Below are 26,734 nucleotides of genomic sequence, written 5' to 3' on the forward strand. Positions count from 1 at the left end.
ATTGTCTGCCCGACACGGGCCGGACTACATGTTTCTTCGATACTTACCACCCACTTCAAATAAAGCATTGGTAATCTGTCCAAGAGAACAATATTTCACGGCATCCATCATTACATTAAATAAATTCTGCTGATTGATGGCTGCATATTGCAATGTTTTTAAAGCGGCTTCGGACTTATCTTCATTAGCTTGTTGGAAATTATGAAGCGTTTCGATCTGAACCTGCTTTTCTTCCTCAGTCGAACGGATAACTTCTCCCGGACGAACCGTTGGCGAACCATCTTTTCCAAGGAAAGTATTTACTCCAATGATCGGATATTCTCCTGTATGCTTCAACCATTCGTAATGCATCGATTCTTCCTGAATTTTCGAACGTTGATACATGGTTTCCATTGCACCAAGAACACCTCCTCTTTCTGTAATTCTGTCGAATTCTGCATAAACAGCTTCTTCTACCAAATCCGTTAATTCTTCAATAATAAATGAACCTTGAAGCGGATTTTCATTTTTCGCTAAACCTAATTCTTTATTAATGATCAACTGAATTGCCATCGCTCTTCTTACAGACTGCTCAGTCGGCGTTGTAATCGCCTCGTCATAAGCATTCGTGTGAAGTGAGTTACAGTTGTCATAGATCGCATAAAGCGCTTGAAGCGTCGTTCTGATATCGTTGAAATCAATTTCCTGAGCGTGAAGCGAACGTCCTGAAGTTTGAATGTGATATTTCAACATTTGGCTTCTTTCGTCTGCGCCGTATTTCAGTTTCATTGCTTTTGCCCAGATTCTTCTTGCTACTCGTCCGATCACTGAATATTCAGGGTCGATACCGTTAGAGAAGAAGAAAGATAGGTTAGGCGCAAAATCATTGATATCCATTCCTCTTGACAAATAATATTCAACATAAGTGAAACCATTTGCCAAAGTAAATGCCAACTGAGAAACAGGATTTGCACCCGCTTCTGCAATGTGATATCCTGAAATAGAAACCGAATAGAAGTTTCTTACTTTTTCGGTAATAAAATATTCCTGAACGTCACCCATCAATCTTAGAGCAAATTCAGTAGAGAAAATACAAGTATTCTGAGCTTGGTCTTCTTTTAAAATGTCAGCTTGAACGGTACCACGAACGGTCGCGATCGTTTTAGCCTTAATTTCAGCGTAAGCTTCAGCAGGAATTACTTCATCTCCGGTAAGTCCTAATAATTTTAATCCTAAACCGTTGTTTGATGGAGGTAATTCACCGTTATATTTTGGTCTTTCTAAGCCTTTATCGTCGAATTTTGCTTTTAAAGCCTTTTCAACATTAGCTTCAAGTTTATGTTCAGCAATATATTTTTCAACATTTTGGTCAATCGCAGCATTCATAAAGAAAGCCAACAACATCGGAGCCGGACCGTTGATCGTCATTGAAACGGAAGTCATTGCATTCACCAAATCAAATCCGGAATACAATTTTTTTGCGTCATCTAACGTTGCGATAGAAACTCCGGCATTTCCGATTTTACCATAAATATCCGGTGGTAAAGCTGGATCCTGACCGTATAAAGTTACTGAGTCAAATGCTGTAGACAAACGTTTTGCATCCATTTCTGCAGAAACGTAGTGGAATCTTCTGTTCGTTCTTTCAGGACCTCCTTCTCCGGCAAACATCCGTGTAGGATCTTCTCCTGTTCTTTTGAAAGGATAAATCCCTGCTGTGTAAGGGAATCCTCCCGGAAGATTTTCCTGACCTTTCCATTTAATTAGATCTCCCCAATCTGTATATTTTGGTAAAGATATTTTTGGAATTTTTAAATGTGATAAAGATTCTGTAGAAGTCTCCACTTTAATTTCTTTTCCACGAACGAAATAAGAATAAAATTCAGCTTTGAAAGCATCTTTCGTATCGTCCCAATTTTTAAGGAAGTCGATATTTTCCTGTTGAAGATCTTTTTCAGCTTTTTGATATTCATTATCTAAAACTTCGTTTGAAAGGAACTTTTTCACCCCTTCAATATGATACATTTTTCTAGCTAGTTCGGCTTGTTTTTCAACATTGGCGTCGTAAATTCTATTATTTTCTACAATTTCCGATAAATAACGAACTCTTTTTGGAGGAATAATCGTGATGTCTTCAGAAACTTCTTGTTCAACAAAGCCTTGTAGGTTTAAATCTGAAAACTTGTCATTTACTTTTTCAACTAATCTATTGTATAAATCAGTCGTTCCGTGGTCGTTGAATTGAGAAGCTTTTGTCGCATAAACCGGCATATCATCCAACGGACTTTCCCACAACAAATGATTTCTTTGGAATTGTTTTCTTACGGCTTGAAGGGCATCTAAAGCACCACGTTTGTCAGATTTATTTAAAGCAACAAGATCTGCGTAATCCAACATGTCAATTTTTTCCAACTGTGTGGAAGCTCCGTATTCAGGAGTCATCACGTACATTGAAACATCTGCAAAATCTGAAACTTCCGAACCTGATTGTCCAATTCCTGAAGTTTCCAGAATGATAACATCAGGATGAGCCAATTTCAACACATTCAATGCTGAATGAATGAACGGAGACACAGAAACGTTGTTTTCTCTCGTCGCCATCGAACGCATATAAACTCTTGGATCATTGATCGCGTTCATACGAATTCTGTCACCCAAAAGCGCACCTCCGGTTTTCTTTTTCGAAGGGTCAATGGAGATGATTGCAATTTTTTTATCTGTATTGGAACGTAAGAAACGTCTTACTAATTCGTCTGTCAATGAAGATTTTCCGGCTCCACCTGTACCTGTGATACCGATGATTGGAATGTTTAAATCTTTTGATTTTTCATCAATCGCTTTTACCAATTCTGGTTTTTCTTCTGAGAAGTTTTCAACGGCAGAAATGATTTTAGCAATGCTTGTAGAATTTTCAAAACTAATTGAATCTAAATCTTCAGCAGTCACTTCTTTACCTGTTGCGAAATCTGATCTTTTAACCAAATCATCGATCATTCCCTGTAAACCAAGCTCACGACCGTCATCCGGAGAATAAATTCTGTCGATTCCGTAAGACATGATGTCTTCGATTTCTTCTGGCAGAATTACACCGCCGCCGCCGCCGAAAATTTTGATTTGCGGAGAGTTTTTCTCTCTTAAAAGGTCGTAGATATATTTGAAATATTCGTTGTGACCGCCTTGATAAGATGTTAATGCAATTGCGTTGGCATCTTCCTGAATGGCTGTATTTACAACTTCCTCGGCAGATTTATCGTGACCAAGGTGGATAACTTCGCATCCTGTTCCCTGAATCACACGACGCATGATATTAATAGCTGCATCATGTCCGTCGAATAACGACGCTGCTGTTACAATTCTTACTTTGTTTGTTGGAGTATATTTTTGGGTTTCCATAAAAATCTAGAAAATTTCTGAATTCCAAATATAATAATAAAATAACAACCCGATTTTTATATTTAATTTGTTTTAAATCAAATAATTAAATGTTTTTATGGAATTGAGTTTCTCCCAACTGAACAAACATTCGTTTAGAAATGCTAACTAATTTCTTTATTTTTGCATCATATTATATATAGTATGAAAAAGGCTTTGATGTATTTTGCTTTAGGAACGGTTTTGAGTTTCCTTATTAATTATTTTTTTTATAGTTCTAAAAATATCGGTCTTGATATATATTATGCACTGGCTTTCGGGATTGCGTGGGGGATTGCTTATTATTTAGATACGCCCAATATTACCCTGCCGCAAAAATTAGGTTTTTCTTTTGTAGCGATGGGCGCTTTAGTATTGATAGGAACATTAATTTTTAGCTTAGAATTGGCAATTCCTTCGATACTTAAATTTTCAATGGTTTTTGTTGCGTATTATTTGATTGCAAGTTTTAAAGGAAGCAAGTCATTAAGAAAATAAAAAAAAAATGAGACTGTCTTAAAAAGCAGTCTCATTTTATATTTAATGAATCATCAGGAAGCTTACTAAAGCAAGGCAGATGACCAAGAGCATAAATGCAAAGAAATTTATCATAAATAATATGATTCCAATTATAAAGCTGACTGCTCCGTGGGTATGATAAACTTTGTGATGGGCAATAAAAAAGTATACCATACTATATACTGATAAAAATGCTATCAATAAATATAATAGAACATTAATAAATCCAACGTCTATTACGCTTGTTAATTTTGCGATAAGGAATATAAATAAAATATTCAGCAAAAGGAATGAAAAGTAATGTAATGTGAAAATTCCATGATCGAAATACCACCATTTTTTCTTATTGTGGAAAATCCATAAAAAGAAAGCAAATAGCGGAAGATAAATGAAAAGAGCCTTTGGCATATTGTGGAATGACTTTTCTGCCAAATTTTTAAAGATTTCTGTTTTTGTAACACCATTTTCCTTTAATTCGAAGAATTTGTGGTCTAATGGAATTTGTATAAAATCAAAAGCTGATGGGTTTTTAGCCGTTGCAGAATCATAGGACTTTCTTGTTTTGTATCCTCTAAAATTAATATCTGCATCGATTTTCTTATCCATCTCGAACGTTTCCTTGAGATCATTTATTTCAGCAGAATCAGACAATAATGTATTAAGTTTCTTAACTGTTGCAGAATCTTCCTGACTTAGATTTTTTCCTGCTTTTATACTATCAAGTATTTTTTGCGTCTCCGCAGCTTTTATTTTATCAAAAAAACTTGTTTTATTGTGATTTCCTGCATCTTTCTTATCTGATAAATTAATATGGATCATTGGAAAAAGAGCAAACATGAAAAAAGTAATGAAACTGACAAAAATATAAAGCTTTACAGGCGGTACGAATTTCTGTCTTTTACCTTCCAAATAGGTGCTTGTAAGCTTTCCGGGCTTTATTAGCAGGTTTTTTAGTGTACCCCAGAACTGTCCGTCGTAGTGAGTGAAATCCTCAATAAAGTGGGTGAATAGATAATAGAAGGGTTGTCTTGTTTCGGCATTTTCCTGTCCGCAGTGAGGGCAGAATCTATCTTCTACCTGATGATTGCAGTTTAAACAAGTTTTATCTTCTCTGATTTTTCCGTGGCTCATAGGTATTGAGGGTTTTGCGCAAAGGTAATTATTTAACTTTACACCATAATTATATCAATAATCTTTTACGGAAATATTTAAAGAAAAGTTAATAAAGCAAGAGTTTGAGTTGCCAAACTCTTTACTTTATCACTTGTGTTTTTAGAATTTTCTAAAACGTTTTTTTCATCTTCAAACTATTTACAAGATTTATGCCAGAAATAATCTATATAGATGAAATCTGTTGAATCGTTTAATCAAAATTTACTTTCAATACTTTATCTAAAATATACTTTCGGGTTACAAAATTAATTTGTACCTTTGCACACCCTTATGGGGAAAATTATGTTTAATCTTTAACTAAAACGTGTGAATACATTAAGTTACAAAACTGTTTCAGCGAACAAAGCTACTGCTAATAAAGAATGGGTTGTGGTAGACGCTGAAGGACAGCCGTTAGGAAGACTAGCTTCTACGGTTGCAAAGATTTTGAGAGGTAAGCACAAAACAAACTTTACACCCCACGTAGATTGTGGTGATAACGTTATTGTTTTGAATGCTGGGAAAGTTACTCTTTCCGGAAACAAGTGGAACGATAAGACTTATATCTGGCATACAGGTTATCCTGGAGGTCAAAAGTCTATGACTGCAGCTGAACTTCAAAAGAAAGATTCTTTAAAAGTATTAGAAAAATCTGTAAAAGGTATGTTACCTAAGAACAGATTAGGATCTGCTTTATTGAAGAACCTTTACTTATATGAAGGAACTGAGCACAAACATGAAGCTCAACAGCCTGCAACAATTAATGTTAACGAATTTAAATAATTAATTAATATGTCTATAGTTCACAAAATCGGAAGAAGAAAAACTTCTGTAGCGAGAGTTTATGTAAAACCAGGTTCTGGAATCATTACAGTAAACGGTAAAGAGGCTGCAACTTATTTCTCTACAGACGTTATGGTTTATAAATTAAACCAACCGTTTATCCTTTCTGAAACTGTTGGTCAGTACGACGTTACCGTAAATGTTTTCGGTGGTGGTAATACAGGTCAGGCAGAAGCTATCAGATTAGGTATTTCAAGAGCTCTATGTGAAATCAATGCTGAATTCAGATTAGCTTTAAAACCTGCTGGTTTACTTACGAGAGATGCAAGAATGGTGGAAAGAAAGAAGCCAGGTCAGAAAAAAGCAAGAAAGAGATTCCAATTCTCAAAACGTTAAGAATTGCGGTAAGCTTAAAGCAATATGCAATAAGCTATTTGAACTTATTAAAATTTTTAATCCGCTTGAAAGCTTACAGCTTAATGCCTAAAGCCTAAAGCAAATTGCCCGTTACGTTTAGCATCCAAACACTTCTCCCATCTAAAGAAGTTGTTGATTGCATAAGAAGCGGAAAGTAAACTAACAAAAACAGAAAACATGGCAAAAGCAAATGTAAAAGACCTTCTAGAGGCTGGTGTACACTTCGGTCACATGACTAGAAAGTGGAATCCAAATATGGCTCCATACATTTTTATGGAGAAAAATGGTATTCACATTGTAGACTTACATAAAACAGCGGTTAAATTGGATGAAGCTTGTAGCGCTTTAGAAAAATTAACTTCTGCAGGTAAAAAAGTTCTTTTTGTAGCTACTAAGAAGCAAGCAAAAGAAGTTGTTGCAAAACACGCTTCTGAACTTAATATGCCTTATATTACAGAAAGATGGCCGGGAGGTATGTTAACAAACTTTGTTACTATCAGAAAGGCTGTTAAGAAAATGAACCATATCGACAAAATGAAAAAAGACGGTACGTTCGAAACTTTATCTAAAAAAGAAAGACTTCAGGTTGACAGACAAAGAGCTAACTTAGAGAAAAACTTAGGTTCTATCTCTGACATGGTTCGTCTTCCTTCTGCGATCTTCGTTGTAGATATCATGAGAGAACACATCGCTGTAACTGAAGCTAAGAAATTAGGTATTCCAGTTTTCGGTATTGTTGATACAAACTCTGACCCTAGAAAAGTTGACTTCGTTATCCCAGGAAACGATGATGCTTCTAAGTCTATCGATATGATCTTGAGCGTAGTTTCAGAATCTATCAAAGACGGTCAAACTCAAAGAAAAGCTGACAAAGAAAAATCTAAAGAAGAAGGTGAAGTAGTATCTGCTGATAAAGATGCAGATTTCGATTCTGCTGAATAATTAAAGATTTTCTTTAAAATAGTAAAACCGCTAAACTTGTTTAGCGGTTTTTTGTGTTTATTAATTTAAGATTAGTTTGAAAGTTTAATGTTGTAAGACGTTGTGATAAACTTTGTTTTCTGATACACAGAATTACACAACATTCCGGATAAGTTATAGTTTTGATTTTTAGGAACCATCGCAGTGCCTATTTTATTAGTACCAATCGGGATCTTTTTAAAATAATTATTTCCGCTTATCGTAAGAACCATATTGCATCTCGAATTATTTTCAACCGTGATAGATGTTTCGTCTCCATCTGAGCCGTTTAACAGATCTGTAAGAACTTTGGCTGTTTCGGGCTTATAAGTCTTTATTAAGGTGCTGTATTCCCTTTCTACCTGTCCTGCTGAGTTGTTTGTATTTGAAGGAATAGTAGTCCTCGGTCTTTTAGCAGGAGGAGTAGAAGGAGTTGAACGGTAATTTGTTGTACCGCAACTGTTTAAAAATATGGTCAATGCAAAGCTGTAAAAAAGTATCGTCTTTTTCATGTGAAGAATTTGTGATGTAAAAATAATCTTTTTTACTTATTGTTTAAAATTGATTTATTCCCAACCTGTGAAGGATTGCTTATGGTTAAAAACATATTCTTTTTTATGCTTTTCTGTGAATTATATTTCACATCACAAACATTGCTGTTCAGTGTATAAGATCCTTTATTAATGACTATGAAATTTTCTCCGTGTGCAGGAATTGCCATATTGTAGAAATCTTTTCCTTCAATTCTTAAAACCAAATTACAGTCAGACCTATTTTTAAGTAAAAGAATGACTTCTTTTTTGCTGATATCTTCATTAATCATTGCATTTAAAAGCTTTACTGTCTTTTCTTTATGGTTCTTTTTTGTTTCACTTATTAAGCGTTTAAAGTCTTCTGCATCCTTAGAATTAGCATCTTTCATTACACTGTTGGGTATTTCAGTGATAACAGGTCTGGCTTCCATTGGTTTAGCGTCTTTTTTACCTTTTGTCCATTCCTCATTTTTTAAGGCGAGTAATTTGGGTTTTAAGACACTTTTTTTGGGATCTTCCGGATGGCAGGTTTTCAGATATTCTTCAATTTCCTGAATGTTTGTACTTTTTAGAATGTTTTTGCTGTTACTTTTTTGAGCATAAGAAATGCTGGAAATCAATACAAAAAGTATTGAGACAATGAGAGATTTTTTTTTCATAAATAAAAATGTTAAAAGTTGTGACTTCTATGTTTTTTATGTGCTTGTGTTGTGTTTTTTGGAATGGAAAAATAAGGATGTAAACTTTTACAACCTTTATTTTCGTGAGCGAATTTTATCACTCAAATAATAAAATATGATTAACTTTTTAAAGTAAAATAAATGAGGGTGTGTTTTTTCATCTGTTTGTTTTTTAATTTATTTTGAACTTAATATAGGTTATTGTCTTTCCTTTTGCAGAAAACAATTCTTCATAATAGGTTTTTATATCTTTTAAATGCTCAGTACCCGGATCATATTCAGCAGCTCCATAAATATCATGATGTGCCGATACAATTTCATAGCCTGCACCTTGAAGGTAGCCTAAAGTATAGCCATGTAAAAACTCAGAGTCTGTTTTTAAATGAATGATTCCGCCCGGTTTTAGAAACTTTTTATATCTTTCAAGGAAATCGGGATGTGTCAATCTGTGCTTTGTACGTCTGTATTTGATCTGCGGATCAGGGAACGTGATCCAGATTTCATCTACTTCGTTTTCACTAAAAAAATGGTCTACCAATTCAATTTGAGATCTTACAAAAGCAACATTGCCCATGTTATTTTCTACAGCTTCTTTAGCTCCAAACCAAAATCTGGCACCTTTGATATCAATACCGATAAAGTTTTTCTCTGGAAAAGCTTTTGCAAGACCAACAGAATATTCTCCTTTACCACAGCCTAATTCAAGAACAATTGGATTATCGTTTTTAAAGAAATCTGTTCTCCATTTTCCTTTCAGTGCAAAGCTATTTAAAGCTTCTTCTCTTGTTGGCTGGATAACGTTTGGTAATATTTTGTTTTCAGCGAATCTTGCTAATTTATTTTTGCCCATGAGATATATAAAATCCTGCAAAAATAGCGAAATTTAAAAACATGACCTTGTCTTTTAACTATAAATAAAGATTTGGAGAATTTATTACTTCTTTGCAGAGCTTCCCAATGCCACCATCAGTGGTTTCTGGATTGTTTTTTGAGAAGCATATTGAGCACCGCACACAATACTTGTGAAAAGATAATCACCTTTTGTGACTACAACCGAGCTTTCGTTATGTGCAGGCACGGCAAGTCTGTATTTTGTAGTACCAATTCCTTCCATTCTTACGATAATATTACAGTCGGATTTATTTTGAATAAGCACAATACACTCTTTACTCATCGGATCATTATCGAAAAGTGAGTTTAATATCTGTACCGTTTTATTTTTGTGTTCCGTTGGAGAAACAGACATCAACATGTTGAATTCTTCTGCTTCTGTATCAGCAATAACTGTGGTTGAAGCTGTAGCAGAGGTATTGGTAACGTAAACATTTTTGGCGCTGCTGGGAGTATAAACAACCAAAGATTGTTTTGCCTGCAATTCTGCGTTGTATTTTGCGATCTGTTTTTGTTTGATGATAGCGTTCATCTCATCAAAAGAGATTTTTGTAGATGGTCTTCTCTTCAACAAAGCAAGCTGTTCCTGCATTTGTTTTACTTTTTGATCTTCGGGACGCGCGGTTTTGATATATTCCTTCATCATTTCCATTACTCTTGGTTTTAGTACGGATCTGCGGGGATCATCTGGGTGAGCATCTCTTAAGAAAGCATTTATCTCATAAATGTTTTTGCTTTTTAAAATATTGCTGTAGTCTTTGTCTTTTCTCTGACCAGAAAAAAGTCCAAAAAATAACACTGTACTAAAGAGTAAAAGTAACTTTTTCATTCACTAATATTAAGTTTAAAAAAACTAAATTAATCTTTTTCCTTACTTGTGTTTTGAGAATTCTGTGTTATCTAAATTAAAGGGAATAATAGTAGTGAAACACGCAATTATGCCCTAAAATTAAACATATTTTTAAAAAATAAAGGAATGTACATCACTAAATCTTATGACATACATTCCTTTACAGCAAATATGGTGCTAATTTATTTTATAACATCCTGAAGATGAGAATTTCTAAGCCTTCTCTGATAAATAGGCATATATTTTTCAATCGGGATTTTTACCGCTTCAAAATTACCATTCATAATATAAGGCTGAATATTTTCTGAAGTATAAACGAACTGAAGGAAATTATCAATCAGATTTTCCGGAATTTTAAATTTCAGGAAATAATCTTTTCCTAAATAATTTTTAATTTGAGCAACAGAGCTGTTCATCTTTTCGTAGGCAACATAACGCTGTTTTTTCTTTCTTTCTCCAGATAGAATATCGTAAATACTTTCTAAACTAAAGGTAAGCCCGCCATCTCTAAGTCCGGCAACAGGAAGTTCCGGTGGATTTCCGTCGCCTTTTGGTTCAGGTAAGCCGATTACTTTTTTCAGTGCCAGAGCTTTGTCTTCTTTTTTAAGAGCATTGACATCATATCTCAGATTTCCGGTAGGTTTAAATCTGCTGATGATAACTTCCTGGATATCGTGGTAGGCTATTTTTAATTCAATTAAATTTTTAGGACCAAACATTTGAGGAGATAATTGAATATCTTTCCTTTCCGTTACAATCGAGGTAAAACGAATAACATCTCCGGCATTTGCCTGAACAGTAAAATCGCCATTATAATCTGTAAGAACAGTTCTTTGCGTAGTAAGATTGGTTACATAAACCTGATTTAGATACAATACCGAGTTGTCTCTTAAAAAGACCTCTCCGTTATATATTTGAGCATTGATTTTTACCAGAAAAAGCAAGACTACTATAGTAATAAGTTTCTTCATATAATAGGGCAAAATTACATAGAAATCCAATAATTTATACCTACTTTAATAGTGAAATCAGGTTAAAGTTATATTAAACTTTATAATAAAAATGTTAATGAATGTTATAAACCCAGTTTGTGATATACGTTAATTTATCTGTTTTTTACCAATAGCCAGCTTGTATATTTTACCGATGTACTGCCTCCGAATTCTGTCCAGCTTATGAAATACCAATAAGTGGCTGTGTTTATGGGTCTTCCGCCTAAGGTTCCGTCCCAGGTAAATCTGTTGGCAGGAGTTCCTCTGAAGACTTCAGCTCCGTATCTGTCGAATATTCTGAATATAAGATTATCATTGCCCATTAAAGCCGAATAATCAATATCATCATTATGTCCGTCATGATTTGGAGTTATGGTGTTGATCAGATTAATAATGGTAAATGTTCTTGTAATTTCGTCACAGTTTCTGGAATCTCTTACATGTACAACATGATTTCCTCTTGGTACATTCTGGAAAACATTAGAGGCTTGCCAGTTAACTCCGTCTAAAGAATATTCGTATGGAGGAGTTCCGCCGCTTGCGCCGACCGTTACTGTATTTCCATTGACTTCGATTGAAACGATTGCAGGCAAAACAGATTCTGTAACATTGACAGCTTGTCTGTACGTACAACCATCAAAAGTAAGATCTACCCAATAACTTCCGGCCGAAACGTTTGTGATAGCAGGAGTTGTAGCGCCTGTGCTCCAAAGATAGCTGTCGAAACCAGGTCCTGCATCTAAATTTGTCGTTGTTTTTGGACAAACAATTTTATCAAAAAGAACATTTGATTTTTTTGGAGTTTTAATATTAACTGTAATTGAAGCTACATTAGGACATACTCCCGGTTTTTCAAATCTGATATGGATGGTCTGAGCTCCGGTAAGATTCATTGGATTTCCAAGAGGAGCAACGTTATTTTGAGCATCAGCTAAAGTCGCATGATACGTCACCGTAACGTTAGGATCTATCGTAAATTGTGAAATAAATTGTGCCAGATCAACATTTTTGATTCCGTCAAGATCATTATCGCAGACACTTATGACATATGAAGTTTTTATTAAAGGAATCTTAGCTCCAATACTGAAATTTAAAGGCTGAACAACACTTGCGCATCCGTCAGGAGAATCAACTCTTATGTAAATTGTTGTGGGTGCAGTGTAACTCCAGTTGTTAGGAAGCGTATTGGCATTTCCTAAGTTGGCATCACTTAAATTAGCATAATATCTTACATTCGTAAAGTAAGTAGGATTATTAAGAACAAGAGGAGTGATGTTTGATAAATTGATGGTTACAATTCCATCTAAATTATCATCACAAAATACACCATTATAATTATTTAAAACAATGGCCAGATTAAACAAATTAAGGGTAATCTGAGCAATACTCTTACAGCCGATATTATTTTTAACTACTGCATAAACGATGGTTCCGTTTGGTGCAGTATAGGTAGTAGGTAATGTAATTAATGCTGCAAGATTTTCATTTTGAGCGTCAAGCAGAGTAGGGTAATAGGTAATTGTTACCGGACTGTTATTGGTAACATTGGCCGTTGTTAAATTAAAAGTTCCCTGTCCATTGATGTTACAGGCAGTCAATGTTTTATTAGTAACCGTCAATGCCTGAATATTAATCGTTACGGTTACCGATTCACAATCTGGGAAGTCTGGGTCATTTCCGCAGAAAGTGTACGTGAAAGTATCTGTTCCTGTAGTTCCGGGGTTGGTAACGGTGTAGGTAATTATTCCTGTAGTTGTATTTATAACTGCCGTTCCTAAAGTGGGAGGAGTCGTAATTGCAACGGTAGACGGAACCGGTGTTTGTGTAGAACTGCTGAAAGCTGGAGTAATTGTTTTTACTGAACAGACATCGTAAATTGCTGTAGTTTGCTTTAAACAATTCAAAACCTTGAATTTTCCTGAAACTAAAGGCGCACAACTTCCCATTGTTACCGAACAGTGATAAAATCCGGATTGAGTAGGAATATAGGTTGATGCATTGGCTCCTATAATAAGAATATCATTTCGGTACCATTGGTAGGTGTCATAGATAATAGGATCGACGGTAAGAACAACTCCAGGAACACAATCTCCGCCGGATTTTAAAATCACAGGCTGTGTCGGGAAACCTGCAAAAAAACCGCCATATCCCACAGCATCACTTCCCGCACTTATTCCCGCCATGATTGCTTTTGTTGAAACTACTGTAATTGTTCCTGTAACATTCGGAATACCGTACGTTACCCAATTATTGGTACCTGTCATATTGAAAGGTCCTGTACTAGCCAAAGGCTGAGTTCCGTTTACTGTTACAACAGCTCCTTTTTCTGTAATTAAATTAAGCTTAGTCGGAATGTTTAAAATTCCTAAAGGATTTGCATTCGAATGAACAAAATTTTCATTGATAAAACCTAGTTCGTTGATCTGTTTTGGTAAATAACAATTCAGGGCAGGGATAAAATTAAATCCACCTGTTGCAACCTCACTTCCAGAAGCTGAATCTCCGGCAAGAATCTGATAAACGTAAGCGTTTTTCGATGTTTTTACATATAAATTATAGTGCCCGCTTCCCTGTAACTGATATTTGGTGTCTGGAATTACAAAATACTGTCCTGTATTTATCGTAGCTACCGGAGGTATTTCATTATTAACAAAAATCTGGGTGTTATCTTCTGTAGCGATCACCACAGCACCTTCCATATTGGCTCCGATACTTCCGTTACCTTTTACGATAGCAAATTCGTTGCCCAGTCTTTCAACAGGGACAGATTGATCCATCAAAATATCAGAACTTCCGGGGAAATCTCCGGCATATTGGCCGTTGAAGTTTCCGTTTGTGACATTGACGGGTTTATTTGAAACAATTTTAGATCCGATGAAGCCGTCAAAATTTCCGGGTAAGGAACCATTACCATCAATAATATAAGATTGTCCTTTATTTAATGTGAAAGTCATGGTTGGATTGGTAACTCCCGTTGTTCCGTTGGAAAATTCTACGGTACTTTTATATCCTGAAATAGTAACTGTTGTATTATCTTCAGTCGCCAATACACTCGTCATGAAATTCAAAATAAAATTACTGACCGTTATTGGAGCACTTGCTGCATAAAAAGTTTTTCCTGTGGCAGGAATTCCTTTCGAAGTAATAATTTCTGCGTGGTTATAAACCGAAAACCTCAAGTTAGCATAAAAAGGAAATTCTGCCTTTAGATAAAGTCCTTTTGAAGTGGGTGTAAATAAATCCGTCTGTTGAGTCGTGATGATATAATCTCTTAATACATCAAATTTTTGCGGATTGTTTTTGCTGATGTTTACGGTCCCGATCAGGACATTGTTGTTGTAAATACTTACCGGAAATGATGTCGTTCTGTTGGTGGAAAGATATAAATTTTGATAAGGATTTGGGTTTCCCGTTCTATCTACCATTGGGGCAAACCAATGTTCTCTGTCCAACTGTGCGAAAGTTGAAGTGAAAATATAGAATATAAATAAAAAAGATAAAATTTTCTTCATTCAGGATCAGCTTTTACCACAAATTTAATAATAAAAAGTAGTAAAGCATTGAAAAAATAACAAAAAAACCACGATTTGGGAATCGTGGTTTTAATTAAAATATTTTGAATTAATTATTCTCTGTTTTTCACTAAGATCCAACCGGAGAATTTAATTGGAGTTTGCTTTTTGTTAGGCTCATTCCAACTGATATCGTACCAGTAATTTCCTGTGGATACTTTATTGGTTCCGTTTGTAGTTCCGCCCCATTTGTATCCGTTTGTTTTATCTGCCTGATAGATTTTGCTTCCGTATCTGTCGAAGATATTCACAACTAAATTAGGCTTGTGAGCTAATGAAGAATAGTCAATAAAATCATTCACACCGTCGTTATTAGGTGTAATTACGTTGATAAGATTAGGAATTGTAATTTCAACCTCGATAGGATTACAGTCATAAGCATCTTTTACATATACAGTTCCGTTTCCTCTAGGAACGTCTTTAAATATGTTTGAATCCTGCCAAGTGATATTATCCATAGAATATTTATATGGAGCCGTTCCACCTGCTACATATGCAGTCACAGTATTGTTTGTAATATCAATGTTTGAGATAACAGGTTGCTCAGAAGCATATACTTTTACAGTTTGTTTTGTAATACAGTCACCTGTTTTTAGTTTAACCCAATACGTTCCAACACCTACATTAGTGATAGATGGAGTAATTGCTCCTGTGCTCCATTCGTAAGCATTAAAACCTGGACCTGCATCTAACGTTGTTTTGTCTTCCATACAGATGATTTTATCTTTCAATATGGCAGATTCTACAGGTGCAAGGACGATAAGGGTAACTTCAGCTACACTGAAACATCCGTTTGCGTTTGTAACTCTTATATATACAACACCGGTTGGTGCGATATAATTTAAGAAATTAGTAATTTCATTCGTTCCGTTTGCGGCATCGGTAGGAGATGGGAAATATCTTTTAGTAACTCCTGGTTCTGTACTAACGCTGGCTAAAGTAAGATTAAATAATGCTGTCGCAGGATTAGTTTCAATGAAACAAGATCTTAAAGTTGCATTATTGACTACAGGGCTTTTTGATACAGTTAAATTTAAAGTAATCTGCTCACAATCTACAAAGTTTGGATCGTTACCACAGAATTTATAAACAATTTTATCTGCCCCGAAATATCCAACGGTTGGAACGTAAGTGATTACACCTGTTATAGGATCTACACCCGCTGTACCATTTGCCGGAGGGGTAACAATCGTTACAGTTCCCGGAACAGGAACCTGACTTGAAGTCGTAAATTGGGGAACAATATTTAAAAGACCCTCACAAACAGTCATTGTTTTTGTAGTCTCTTGAAGACAAGTATAAACTTTATAAACAGGAGTCGTCTCCGGAGGACATGATCCGATTGTAATTCTTACGGTATAATCTCCGGATTGTGTTGGTGTGTATGAGTTAGCATTGGCTCCTGCAATAGCAACACCGTTTCTGAACCATTGATAGGTTTCAAAACTATCATCAACCTCCAATACTAAACCAGGAATACAAGTTCCGGTTTGTTTAGCAATTAAAGGAATTGAAGAGAATCCTGCAAAATAACCTCCATATCCGGCTGTGCTATATCCACCGTTTACACCGGCAGTAACAGCTTTTGTTGAAGTGATATTAACATTTCCAGTAATTCCGGTAATAGCGTATGTAACCCATTGGTCGTTACCCAAAAGAGGATAGGGACCTTGCGCCGCAGTTGGAGCAACACCATTTACTGCTACAACAGCACCTTTTTCTGTTAAGATATTAAGTTTTAAAACAACAGCCCCCGTATAGGTCGGCATTGCCTGAATATTACCAATTTCATCAATTTTTCTTGGTAAGAAACAGTTCAATGGTGGGATATAATTGTATCCTGCCGTTGCAGTTCCGCCTGATGAACCGATTAATTGATATAAATAAATATTTCTTGTACTACGAACATACACATTGTAATGTCCGCCACCTTGACTGATGTATGCACTGTTTAAAATTCGATAATAATCTCCTTCGTTAAGAGTTGCAACAGGTATTGTAGCATCATTAAGGAAAATTTCGGTGTTGTTTTCTGTGGCAATTATAATTCCCCCTTCCATATCGTAATGATTGGTGAGTGGAGATAAACTTCTTACCATTGCAAATTCGTTTCCAAGACGAGTTGTAGGAACTGATTGATCCATAACAAGGTCAGATCCTGCAGTTGTATTTCCTGTCGCGAACATTCCGTTTGCATTTCCATTGGTTACAGAAACGGGTTTGTCAGATGAAATTTTAGTTCCGATAAAACCTGCTTGGTTGGCAACGGTATTTCCAACGCCGGCAAGAATGTAAGACTGTCCTTTATTTAAGGTGAAATTTATTGTTAAAGGAGGAGTCATGTTGTTGATAAACTGAATGTTGGGATCATATCCGGTAACCGTTACTTTCGTGTTGTCTTCGGTTGCCATGATACCCGTTGTGAAGTTCATTGCACTACTACTCGTTAAGGCAGTAGTGATAGGAGTTGCAGCAGCATAGAATGTTGTTCCGATGCCGGCTTTTCCTTTAGAAGTCACAACCTCACCATGAATACTGTTGTATATTCTTAGTGATGTAAAATAAGGCTTATCTCCTTTTGTATAAACTCCCATGTTGTTTGGAACAGCAGCGCTCGAAGTATTTGTTGTTGTAATATACTGCGAAGGCAATGTAAACATCTGAGGGCTACCTTTACTTATGGTCACAGTCCCGATCACAACATTGTTGTTGTAAATCGTTACCGGAAACGGAGTAATCGAATCTGTGGAAAAGTATAAACCATGTTCATACGTCGACGATGTTGAGGAGTTAAAATAAGGAGCAAACCAATGGTCTGTGTCTCTTTGCGCAAAGAGGGTATTAACTGCCAAGACAATTAATACTAAAGATAGTAGAAATTTTTTCATAAACTGGAATTAGGATTGTGCAAAAATAGCAGAATATTTTAATATGTATTGAAAATATTGCTTAAAATAAAGGTTTATAGCATAAAAAACCACGATTCTAAAATCGTGGTTTAAAAAGAAATTTGTTATTCTCTATTTTTTACAAGAATCCAACCTGTGTATTTTATTGGAGTCTTTTCTTTATTTGGTTCATTCCAGTTGATGTGGAACCAGTATGTTCCGGTTATGATTTTCTTATCGAAATGCTTACCATCCCATCGGTAGTTATTAAACTTATCTCCTGTGAATATCTTATTTCCGTATCTGTCATAGATAACGAAGCTTAGATTTCCTTTGTAGGCTAATTCGCTGTAATCAATATAATCATTTTTGTTATCACCGTTTGGCGTAATAGCATTCAATAGATTTGGTACAGTAATTTCAACAGAAATAGGTGTACAGTTATAAGAATCTTTTACATAGAATGTATGTTGACCTCTTGAAAGATCTGTAAATACATTAGAATCCTGCCAATTAGCAGTTCCGTCTACTGAATATTTGTACGGTGGAGTTCCTCCGGTAACATTTACAGTTGCTGTATTATTGGTGATCTCAATTTCTTTAATAACAGGATCTGCCGTTTTAATAACTCTTACTATCTGTGTAACGAAACATCCGTTCTTTCCAAGAACTACAGTGTATTCCCCAACACCAACTCCTTGGATGCCCGATGTAGTTGCACCTGTATTCCATAAGTAAGAATCATACCCTGGACCAGCCTCTAAGTTTGTTCTGGAATCAATACAGATATATTTGTCAACAAGAATTGGAGATTTTTTGATAGGTTTTGCAACCAATTCAATTTTTGCATTTGCTGTACAGCCTTCATTACTTGTGATTTTTACATATACAAATCCTCCTGCAGAACCATAATTTGTAGGATCCATGATCTGATTTGTATTTGCATTAAGGTCTACCAATGTAGGATAGTATTTCTTAGTTACCTGAGTAAAATCAATAACATTAGCTAATGTTAAATTAAAGTATGCTTTGTCTTCATATTGACAAGCTTCCATTTTTGCATCTTTTACGATAAATGGAACTACCGTTAAGTTCACTGTTACGATTTCGCAATCGATAAATTCAGTGCCATTACCACAGAATTTATAAACAATAACGTCTGCTCCTACATATCCTGTTGTAGGTGTATAAGTAATTATACCCGTTGCAGGATTTAAAACAGCTGTTCCATGAGTAGGCTGTGTTGTAATAGTTACAGTGCTCGGAACCGGAGTTTGTGTTGAACCTGAAAATGTTGGAGTGATAATTTTTGTAGCACAAGCATTTACACTTACAGTTGTATTTTTAACACAAGAATATACTTTATATATTGGTGTCGTAACAGGAGGGCAAGTTCCCATTGTTACTTTTACCGTATAATTTCCTGATTGAGTAGGGGCATAAGTACTGGATACTGCCCCTGTAATAAGAATTCCCTCTCTGTACCATTGGTATGTTTCAAAACTATCATCTACTTCCAGGATGATGCCTGGAGCACATTCTCCTGATTTTTTCGCAATAACAGGGATTGAAGAGAATCCTGCAAAATATCCACCATAACCTACTGCACCACTTCCTCCGGCAATACCTGCGGTAACGGCTTTGGTAGATGTTACTGTTACGTTTCCTGATAATCCGGGAATTGAATAGGATACCCAGGCAGTTGTTCCCAAAACAGGATATGGTCCTTGTACAGCTGTTGGAATTCCACCGTTTACATTAACAACAGCTCCGGTTTCTGTTAAGATATTAAGTTTAATATCATTTGAAGTTCCGTTAAGGTCATTAATAAATGCAATTTCATCAATTTTTCTAGGTAAAAAGCAGTTCAATGGAGGTATATAGTTATATCCTAAAGTTGCAATACTCGTTGCAAGACCTGCAAGAAGTTGGTAAACATATACATTTTTACTTGTTCTAATGTACATATTGAAATGTCCGTTACCCTGATCAATATAATTTGTATTCGAAATAGCATTGACTCTATAAAAAGCTCCTTCATTAATAGTAGCTACAGGAGTTGTACTGTTGTTAACATATATTTCGGTATTGTCTTCCGTTGCGATAATCAATGCGTCTTCTACCTTGATATCAATATTTCCGTTTCCTTTTACTAGAACGAATTCATTTCCTAATCTGTCTACTGGTACGGATTGATCCATGATAATATCTGAACTACTTCCTACAGAACCCAAAGAAAACTGTCCATTAAAGTTACCATTAGTTAAAGAAATTGGTTTGGTAGATTCTATTTTTGCACCAATGAATCCTATTTGGTTACCTGCCAGATTTCCTCTTCCTTCAATGATATAAGATTGACCTTTGTTTAAGGAAAAAGTCATGGTAGGGTTTGTAAGACCAGTTGTCCCATTGGAAAATGTAACAGAAGTTGAATATCCTGAAACTGTAACAACAGTATTGTCTTCAGTTGCAAGTACACCTGCCATAAAGTTATAGATAGAACCACCACCTAAATCTGTAATTGGAGCTGCTGCTGCATAAAACTTTTTACCAATACCTGCTTTTCCTTTAGAGGTTAAAATTTCCCCGTGACTTGTAACTGAGAATCTAAGATTGGCATAATATGGTTTTGTTCCTTTTGTGTAAAGCCCTTTTGTAATAGGGGTAAAAAGGTCTGTCTGTGATGTTGTAACGATAGCTGATACCGATGTATTTGGTGTAACCGGTATTACAAAAATCTTTGGGTCGCCTTTACTGATCGTAACGGTACCGATAATAGCATTATTGTTATAGATGTCTACCGGAAATGGTGTTACAGAATCAGTAGAAAAATATATAGACTGACCATTGGCGCCACCAGATAGACCGGTTCTATTCATCATTGGGGCAAACCAATGTTCTGTATCTCTTTGCGCAAAGAGCGTATTAATTGTAAAAAAAACTAATACTAGACTAAGTAGAAATCTTTTCATATAAAAGTGGAATTAGGATTTCTACAAATTTAAAATAATATTTGAGATATTGTTAGTAAAATTTAAAGAAAATTATTAAATTATTCGCGATTCTTGATTAAAATCCATCCAGAATACGAAACTGGTAATTTTGTATCTGGCTCTATCCATTTTAAAATATACCAATATGTCCCTGTAGGAAGAGTTCTTCCATTTGACCTTCCGTCCCAGATATAATTTTTGTCTGATGACTTATATACAGAAGCTCCGTATCTATCTACAACTTCTATTGTTACATTTTGTTTTATTCTTAAATCTGAATAATTCAAGACATCATTTTTCCCGTCACCATTTGGCGTAATGGCATTAATTAGATTTAAAACTAAAAATTCTTTCGTAACCGGCTGACATCTATCCGCGCCTAAAACATATACCGTATGAATACCTCTTGATAATCCTGTGAAAACGTTTGATGTTTGATAATCAATATCATTCAATGAATATTTATAAGGAGCCGTTCCTCCTGAAACATTAACCGTTGCCGTAGTTCCTGAAACTGCAATACTTGTAATTGTTGGCGCCTGAGCAGTTGCAACAGTTACCGTCTGACGATAAATACATCCGTTGAATCCAAGGTCTACATAATAATTTCCTGCTCCTACCGTAATAGTTTGCGTAGTAGCTCCGTTGCTCCATAAATATGATGTAAATCCTGTTCCTGCATCTAATATTACTTTTTCATCAGAACAAATTATCTGATCACGAAGCGTTGTCGATTTTTTTGGAGTTTTTAATTTAATATTTAAAATTCCTGTATTCGGACATTCTGTTGCGCTTGTAAATCTTACATAAAAAGTACCAGCTGAATTGATAACTTGTGTAGGAGATATTGCATTCGTTCCTGTCTGAGCATTAGCCAATGATGTATGGAATGTTAAAGTTACAGCAGGATTATTGGTGAATAAATTTTTATAATCATTAAGGTTTACAGTTTCAGAACCATTAAGATCATTGTCGCAAATTTCTGCATTTACCGTGCTTGATAATAAAGTTATTCTGTTTCCAATTTTAAAATTGATCTGCCCAAAAGCTGGCGGGCAACTAGATGGATTGTTATCAACTCTTACATAAACAGTTGTATTTGCAGTATAAGTCCAAGTGGTTGGCAATGTATTATTGTTTCCTGCATTTGCATCTGCTTGGTTTAAATAATATCTAACTGTAAAATTCGCTGAGTTCGTTACAATTTGAGGAGTTACCGTCGCAAAATTTACGCTGATCGTTCCTTCAAAACTGTTATCACAAAGAGTTGCGTTATAATTATTTGTATTGATGTTGGGCGAAGGAGTTGCTGTTAAAGTAATCTGAGCGACTTTTGAACATCCTGCCGATGAAGTTACATTAGCATAAATAATTCCTGCCGGTCCGGAATACGTTGTTGGGTTTGTAATCTGCCCAGTTAAATTTGAATTAGTGAAATAGGTAATTGTAACCCCAGGATCTGAAGAAACATTTACTGAAGTAAGGTTGTAAGTTCCGTTTCCGTTTGTTCCTGCGCAAGATGATAAAGAACTATTATTTACGTTCGGAGATGGATTTACAGTTAATGTGATCTGAGCTATTTTTGAACATCCAGCCGATGAAGTTACATTAGCATAAATGATTCCTGCAGGCCCCGAATACGTTGTTGGATTTGTAATCTGCCCCGTTAAATTTGAATTCGTAAAATAGGTAATTGTAATCCCAGGATCTGAAGATATATTTGCCAAAGTAAGGTTATAAGTTCCGTTTCCGTTTGTTCCTGCGCAAGATGCTAAAGAACCATTATTTACATTTGGAACTTGATTTACAGTTAATGTGATCTGAGCTATTTTTGAGCATCCTGCCGATGAAGTTACATTAGCATAAATAATTCCTGCAGGTCCCGAATAAGTTGTTGGATTTGTAATTTGTCCAGTTAAATTTGAATTGGTAAAATAGGTAATTATAATCCCAGGATCTGAGGATACATTTGCCAAAGTAAGGTTGTAAGTTCCATTTCCGCTTGTTCCAGTGCAAGATGTTAAAGAAGCATTATTTGCGTTCGGTGATAGATTTGCAGTCAATGTAATCTGAGCTGCTTTTGAACATCCATACTGTGAAGTTACAGTAGCATAAATAATTCCTACAGGTCCCGAATAAGTTGTTGGATTTATAATCTGCGCCGTTAAATTTGGATCGGCAAAATAAGTAACTGTTGTTCCTGCATCTGTTGATACACTTGCTGTTGTTAAATTAAAAGTCCCATTTCCTGTTGCATTTGTACAAGATGATAAGGAAGAGTTATTAACATTTAGAACATTTGTGTTGATAATTATTTTAAAATATTCAAAACTGAAAGGATTTCCATTTCCTTGGATGTAATAAATAAATGTGTCGGTCGTATTTGTGGTAATTCCTGCGTTTGGAGTGTAAGTAATTTGCCCTGTTGCTGGGTTTACCGTTGCTGTTCCTGAAGTTGGCGGAGAAATAATATTCGTCAGTGAAGGAACAATTGCCTGTGTTGAGCTTGTAAAAGCCGGAGTGATCACTTTCGTATTACAAGAACCAATATTATATGTAGTTGTAGTAATTGGCGGACATAAAGTATAGTTATAAATAGCTGTCAGCCTCGTTTCACAACTGTTTTTTGTGATTTGGCAGGTATAATCTCCAGCTCCATATAATTCTGGATTAATAGAGTAGGAGGTCGCTCCTGGAATTAAAACTCCATTGAAATACCATTGATAAGCATCATAATTGCTGTCTACTTGAAGAAGAATTCCGGCATAGCAATCGCCTGTTTTTGTAATGGCAGGCACAGAAGAAAATCCTGCAAAATAACCTCCATAACCTACTGCACCATTTCCTGCTGCTATTCCTGCAGTGACGGGTAATGTTGAATTTACGGTAACATTTCCTGTTACATTCGGAATAGAATACGTTACCCAGTTTGGATTTCCAGTTACTGGATAAGGTCCGTTTCCTGCCCCAATATTATTTCCATTAAAAGTTACTGTTGCACCTGTTTGAGTGATAATATTAAGTTTAGTATCGTAAGATGTGTTTCCTATTTTATTAATAAATCCAATTTCATTAATTTCTTTAGGTAAAAAACAGCTTAATGGAGGTATAAAATTCATTCCTCCTGTTGCATAAACCGTACTTCCGGAAGTTCCGGCAAGAAGTTGATAGATGTAGACATTATTTGTAGCGGAAATACTCATATTATAATTTGCATTCCCTTGATTGATATAATTTGTTCCTTGTACAATATAGTATTGTCCGGCATTCAGCGTGACCGTATTCAAAAGGTTACCGTTGACAGTAAGTTTGGTATTATTTACTGTGGCAACAACCAAAGCAGCTTCCATTCCTGAAGCGGCTGGCCCGTTTCCTTTTACCATGACAAAGTCTTTTCCTAATCTTTCCACCGGAACTGCCTGATCCATCAATACATCTACATTACTGTTGTTTTGAGTGGTGTAGATACTATTGAAGTTTCCGTTGGTTACAGAAACAGGTTTGTTAGCAACCAATTTTGCTCCTACCAATCCGTTTAAATTACTTGCAGCCAGATCACTTTGCGCTTCAATAATATATGATCTTCCTTTATTAATGGTGAAAGTTCTCGACGGAGCCGAGTTACCGTCAGAAAAAACAACATTGGGATTATATCCTGATAATGTTACGGTTGTATTGTCTTCTGTTGCAATAACTCCAATTGTGGAATTAACGTAAGGTTTCGCTGTCGTATTTGGAGCCAATCCTATGAAAAAGTTTTTTCCAACCCCTGCTAATCCTTTTGACGTAATAATTTCAGCCTGATTGGGAACTCCAAATCTAAAGTTGGCAAAGAATTTCTTGTTTCCTTTTACCTGCAATCCCATCGGTCTTGAATTAAATAGGTTAGACAATGTAGAAGCAATCATAAAATTACTTGGAATCGTCACCTGCACAGGATTTCCTTTGCTTACCTGTACGGTGGAGTATACCGCATTGTTATTGTAAATCTGTACAGGGAAAGGCGTAGTTTCGTTTGTAGATAGATATAAATAACATTCCGGAGTGCCCTGAAGAGAGCTTGCCGACATCGGAGCAAACCAATGTTCGGTATCTAATTGAGCATTAGCAAACAGGCAAAGAAATGTACAAATAACGAGTAGAAATTTTTTCATGGTTTATTATAAGGGGGCGCAAATATAATAATTAAGAATCAACATTTTGCAAAAAAAATTCTAATAATTATCTCATATCATTCATGTTGATAATTATTTAATATACACGTCATGTTCACTTCATGGTTTTTCTGATTTTCATGGGAATTGGGCACAAAAAATCCCAATGAAAAAATTCATCGGGATTATTATTTTTCTTTGAAAGATTGATTAAGCTAAGCTTGCTCTTACAAATCCTGTAACTTTAAGGTCTCCGTTTACAGATTTTACATAATCAGCAATAGAAATACTTGCATCTTTAATGAAATCTTGGTGTACTAAAGTGTTGTCTTTGTAGAATCTCTGCATTTTACCTTTCAAGATATTGTCGATAATGTTTGCAGGCTTACCTTCTTCAGTAAGTTTATGTCTTTCGATTTCTAATTCTTTATCGATAGTTTCCTGAGAAACAGCATTCTCGTCAAGAGCGATAGGGTTCATAGCAGCAACCTGCATAGAAACAGCTTTAGCAGCTTCGTCAGCTCCGTCTACTTTAGCAGAAAGAGAAGTGATAGCAGCGATTTTGTTTCCAGCGTGGATGTAAGCTCCTACGAAAGGACCGTCTAATCTTTCGAAAGTACCGATCTCGATTTTTTCACCGATAACACCTGTTTGCTCGATTAATTTCTCAGCAACAGTCATTCCGTGGAAATCAGTAGCTAAAAGTTCTTCTTTAGAAGCAGCAAAGATAGCCATTTCAGCTATTTCGTAAGCTAGCTCGATGAACGCTTCGTTTTTAGCAACAAAGTCAGTTTCACAGTTTAAAGAAATAATAGCACCTAATGTGTTATCTTCGTTTACTCTAGCGATAACTGCACCTTCAGCAGACTCTCTGTCAGCTCTGTTAGCAGCAACTTTCTGTCCTTTTTTTCTAAGGATGTCGATCGCTTTGTCGAAATCTCCTTCAGCTTCAACTAAAGCTTTCTTGCAGTCCATCATACCTGCACCTGTAATGTTTCTCAATTTTGCTACGTCTGCAGCAGCTGGTGTATAAGACATAATATCTATTATTTTTTTATTGTAAGATTAGTATTGATTTTTTTAGCTTATTTTTAGAGCAGTGCAAAGATAATGATTTTAATGATAAACTAAAAAATGACTTTTTGCGTTATTTGTATATTTAATAAAAATTTTAAATGATTAGTTAATGAAAAAAATATTTCTCCTCATTTTTTTATGCATTTTCACTCTTGGGTTTTCTCAAAAGAAGAAAAAGGGCAAATCTAAGGCTATTGTTGAAAAAGAAACATTAATCATCTACACAGAAAACGATGCCGAAAGTACAAAAGAAGCCAGAATTATTGCAGGATTTTTAAAACAAAATCCGGGTCACGCAAAAACAGATTATTTTAAAAAGAAATTGATAGAAATAATTATGGCAGATAATTCTCCGGAAGCAAAACCAACAATTAAACCTCTTAGTAAAGAAAAGGTTGAAAAAATTGTTAATAATAACGAATTAAACAATTCTAAAACAATTGCTTCCAATGCAAATAATAGTAAGACTGCTGCTACGCCAAGTAAGACGGTAAATTATGCAAGTGTGGGAAGCGCAGCTAAAAAAACAGAGCCAAGCGAGAAAAATAAGAGAACGGCCGCGATGTTAACGCACATGTTTAATAATGATCCGGCGGATAAGGAAGCTTATATTAATATTAAAAACAGATCAAAATGTAATTTAATTGTAAAAATAAGCGGAAAAAAATATTATAATCTTGATGTTCCGGCGAACAGCCAAAATTATCTTTTAGTGGATAAGGGAGAATACATTTTAACAACAATGGTATGTGATGCAAAATATTCTTCACTGAAAAGAATTACTAAAGATATTGAGATCGAATTGAATCTTAGAGATGATTAAATAAATCTCGCTCGAAACTAAATAAAAAAAGCGGCTAAGAATTTCTTAACCGCTTTTTAT

General features: G+C 35.4%; 17 protein-coding genes. 5 read left to right on the forward strand and 12 right to left on the reverse strand.

Translation table 11 applies throughout. The annotated features are described in order from the left end of the window. Positions 1-24: 24 nt before the first annotated feature. Positions 25-3,372 (reverse strand): methylmalonyl-CoA mutase family protein, encoded by a 3,348-nt coding sequence (locus A0O34_RS11320; RefSeq protein ID WP_066754688.1) that lies wholly within the window; start codon positions 3,370-3,372, stop codon positions 25-27. Between the two features lie 183 nt (positions 3,373-3,555). On the opposite strand from A0O34_RS11320, the gene A0O34_RS11325 reads away from it, so the two are divergent. After that, positions 3,556-3,888, forward strand: coding sequence for a hypothetical protein (locus A0O34_RS11325; protein WP_066754690.1), 333 nt, complete (start codon positions 3,556-3,558; stop codon positions 3,886-3,888). Positions 3,889-3,930: 42 nt separating this feature from the next. Here the strand turns inward: A0O34_RS11325 and A0O34_RS11330 are convergent, their stop codons facing one another. After that, a complete protein-coding gene (locus A0O34_RS11330) occupies positions 3,931-5,040 on the reverse strand; it encodes a DUF3667 domain-containing protein (protein WP_066754692.1) in 1,110 nt (369 codons plus the stop codon). 348 nt (positions 5,041-5,388) lie between these two features. On the opposite strand from A0O34_RS11330, the gene rplM reads away from it, so the two are divergent. From rplM to rpsB, 3 genes are all read left to right on the forward strand, one after another. Then, positions 5,389-5,844: a 50S ribosomal protein L13 gene (gene rplM / locus A0O34_RS11335; protein WP_066754694.1), complete on the forward strand. Its 456-nt coding sequence runs from the start codon at positions 5,389-5,391 to the stop codon at positions 5,842-5,844. 9 nt (positions 5,845-5,853) lie between these two features. Further along, complete coding sequence (gene rpsI / locus A0O34_RS11340) at positions 5,854-6,240, forward strand: 30S ribosomal protein S9 (RefSeq protein ID WP_054511446.1); 387 nt, start codon at positions 5,854-5,856, stop codon at positions 6,238-6,240. A 198-nt stretch (positions 6,241-6,438) separates the two neighbouring features. After that, positions 6,439-7,203: a 30S ribosomal protein S2 gene (gene rpsB, locus A0O34_RS11345; protein ID WP_066754696.1), complete on the forward strand. Its 765-nt coding sequence runs from the start codon at positions 6,439-6,441 to the stop codon at positions 7,201-7,203. A 71-nt stretch (positions 7,204-7,274) separates the two neighbouring features. On the opposite strand, the gene A0O34_RS11350 is transcribed toward rpsB, so the two are convergent. From A0O34_RS11350 to tsf, 10 genes are all read right to left on the reverse strand, one after another. Then, a complete protein-coding gene (locus A0O34_RS11350) occupies positions 7,275-7,733 on the reverse strand; it encodes a DUF6759 domain-containing protein (protein WP_066754697.1) in 459 nt (152 codons plus the stop codon). A gap of 32 nt (positions 7,734-7,765) precedes the next feature. Continuing rightward, positions 7,766-8,413, reverse strand: a complete 648-nt coding sequence (locus A0O34_RS11355; RefSeq protein WP_066754699.1) for a DUF6759 domain-containing protein — start codon at positions 8,411-8,413, stop codon at positions 7,766-7,768. Between the two features lie 193 nt (positions 8,414-8,606). After that, positions 8,607-9,284, reverse strand: coding sequence for a tRNA (guanosine(46)-N7)-methyltransferase TrmB (gene trmB, locus A0O34_RS11360; protein WP_066754701.1), 678 nt, complete (start codon positions 9,282-9,284; stop codon positions 8,607-8,609). A gap of 84 nt (positions 9,285-9,368) precedes the next feature. Next, the gene (locus A0O34_RS11365; RefSeq protein WP_066754703.1) at positions 9,369-10,154 is read right to left on the reverse strand and encodes a DUF6759 domain-containing protein; all 786 of its coding nucleotides are present in this window, start codon (positions 10,152-10,154) and stop codon (positions 9,369-9,371) included. 203 nt (positions 10,155-10,357) lie between these two features. Beyond that, positions 10,358-11,146 carry a hypothetical protein gene (locus A0O34_RS11370; RefSeq protein WP_066754705.1) on the reverse strand — a complete coding sequence of 263 codons (789 nt, stop codon included), beginning with the start codon at positions 11,144-11,146 and terminating at the stop codon, positions 10,358-10,360. Positions 11,147-11,280: 134 nt separating this feature from the next. Continuing rightward, the gene (locus A0O34_RS11375) at positions 11,281-14,679 is read right to left on the reverse strand and encodes a T9SS type B sorting domain-containing protein (protein ID WP_066754707.1); all 3,399 of its coding nucleotides are present in this window, start codon (positions 14,677-14,679) and stop codon (positions 11,281-11,283) included. Positions 14,680-14,792: 113 nt separating this feature from the next. After that, the gene (locus tag A0O34_RS11380; protein ID WP_066754708.1) at positions 14,793-17,627 is read right to left on the reverse strand and encodes a T9SS type B sorting domain-containing protein; all 2,835 of its coding nucleotides are present in this window, start codon (positions 17,625-17,627) and stop codon (positions 14,793-14,795) included. 125 nt (positions 17,628-17,752) lie between these two features. Beyond that, positions 17,753-20,509, reverse strand: a complete 2,757-nt coding sequence (locus A0O34_RS11385; RefSeq protein WP_228394283.1) for a T9SS type B sorting domain-containing protein — start codon at positions 20,507-20,509, stop codon at positions 17,753-17,755. A gap of 170 nt (positions 20,510-20,679) precedes the next feature. Further along, positions 20,680-24,774 carry a T9SS type B sorting domain-containing protein gene (locus tag A0O34_RS11390; RefSeq protein ID WP_066754711.1) on the reverse strand — a complete coding sequence of 1,365 codons (4,095 nt, stop codon included), beginning with the start codon at positions 24,772-24,774 and terminating at the stop codon, positions 20,680-20,682. A 210-nt stretch (positions 24,775-24,984) separates the two neighbouring features. Continuing rightward, positions 24,985-25,812, reverse strand: a complete 828-nt coding sequence (gene tsf, locus A0O34_RS11395) for a translation elongation factor Ts (protein ID WP_066754713.1) — start codon at positions 25,810-25,812, stop codon at positions 24,985-24,987. A gap of 148 nt (positions 25,813-25,960) precedes the next feature. On the opposite strand from tsf, the gene A0O34_RS11400 reads away from it, so the two are divergent. Further along, entirely contained in the window at positions 25,961-26,674 is a 714-nt protein-coding gene (locus A0O34_RS11400) for a DUF6759 domain-containing protein (protein WP_066754715.1), read from the forward strand. Positions 26,675-26,734 lie beyond the last annotated feature (60 nt).

It is taken from the genome of Chryseobacterium glaciei, assembly GCF_001648155.1.
GTDB classification, from domain to species: domain Bacteria; phylum Bacteroidota; class Bacteroidia; order Flavobacteriales; family Weeksellaceae; genus Chryseobacterium; species Chryseobacterium glaciei.

Excerpts from the sequence above, each read along its gene's own strand:
- A0O34_RS11330 (WP_066754692.1), bottom strand. The coding sequence starts at position 5,040 with ATGAGCCACGGAAAAATCAGAGAAGATAAAACTTGTTTAAACTGCAAT.
- A0O34_RS11355 (WP_066754699.1), bottom strand. The coding sequence starts at position 8,413 with ATGAAAAAAAAATCTCTCATTGTCTCAATACTTTTTGTATTGATTTCC.
- A0O34_RS11385 (WP_228394283.1), bottom strand. The coding sequence starts at position 20,509 with ATGATGAATAGAACCGGTCTATCTGGTGGCGCCAATGGTCAGTCTATA.
- A0O34_RS11350 (WP_066754697.1), bottom strand. The coding sequence starts at position 7,733 with ATGAAAAAGACGATACTTTTTTACAGCTTTGCATTGACCATATTTTTA.
- A0O34_RS11370 (WP_066754705.1), bottom strand. The coding sequence starts at position 11,146 with ATGAAGAAACTTATTACTATAGTAGTCTTGCTTTTTCTGGTAAAAATC.
- A0O34_RS11320 (WP_066754688.1), bottom strand. The coding sequence starts at position 3,372 with ATGGAAACCCAAAAATATACTCCAACAAACAAAGTAAGAATTGTAACA.
- A0O34_RS11325 (WP_066754690.1), top strand. The coding sequence starts at position 3,556 with ATGAAAAAGGCTTTGATGTATTTTGCTTTAGGAACGGTTTTGAGTTTC.
- tsf (WP_066754713.1), bottom strand. The coding sequence starts at position 25,812 with ATGTCTTATACACCAGCTGCTGCAGACGTAGCAAAATTGAGAAACATT.
- rpsI (WP_054511446.1), top strand. The coding sequence starts at position 5,854 with ATGTCTATAGTTCACAAAATCGGAAGAAGAAAAACTTCTGTAGCGAGA.
- A0O34_RS11380 (WP_066754708.1), bottom strand. The coding sequence starts at position 17,627 with ATGAAAAAATTTCTACTATCTTTAGTATTAATTGTCTTGGCAGTTAAT.
- trmB (WP_066754701.1), bottom strand. The coding sequence starts at position 9,284 with ATGGGCAAAAATAAATTAGCAAGATTCGCTGAAAACAAAATATTACCA.
- A0O34_RS11365 (WP_066754703.1), bottom strand. The coding sequence starts at position 10,154 with ATGAAAAAGTTACTTTTACTCTTTAGTACAGTGTTATTTTTTGGACTT.
- A0O34_RS11390 (WP_066754711.1), bottom strand. The coding sequence starts at position 24,774 with ATGAAAAAATTTCTACTCGTTATTTGTACATTTCTTTGCCTGTTTGCT.
- rpsB (WP_066754696.1), top strand. The coding sequence starts at position 6,439 with ATGGCAAAAGCAAATGTAAAAGACCTTCTAGAGGCTGGTGTACACTTC.
- A0O34_RS11400 (WP_066754715.1), top strand. The coding sequence starts at position 25,961 with ATGAAAAAAATATTTCTCCTCATTTTTTTATGCATTTTCACTCTTGGG.
- A0O34_RS11375 (WP_066754707.1), bottom strand. The coding sequence starts at position 14,679 with ATGAAGAAAATTTTATCTTTTTTATTTATATTCTATATTTTCACTTCA.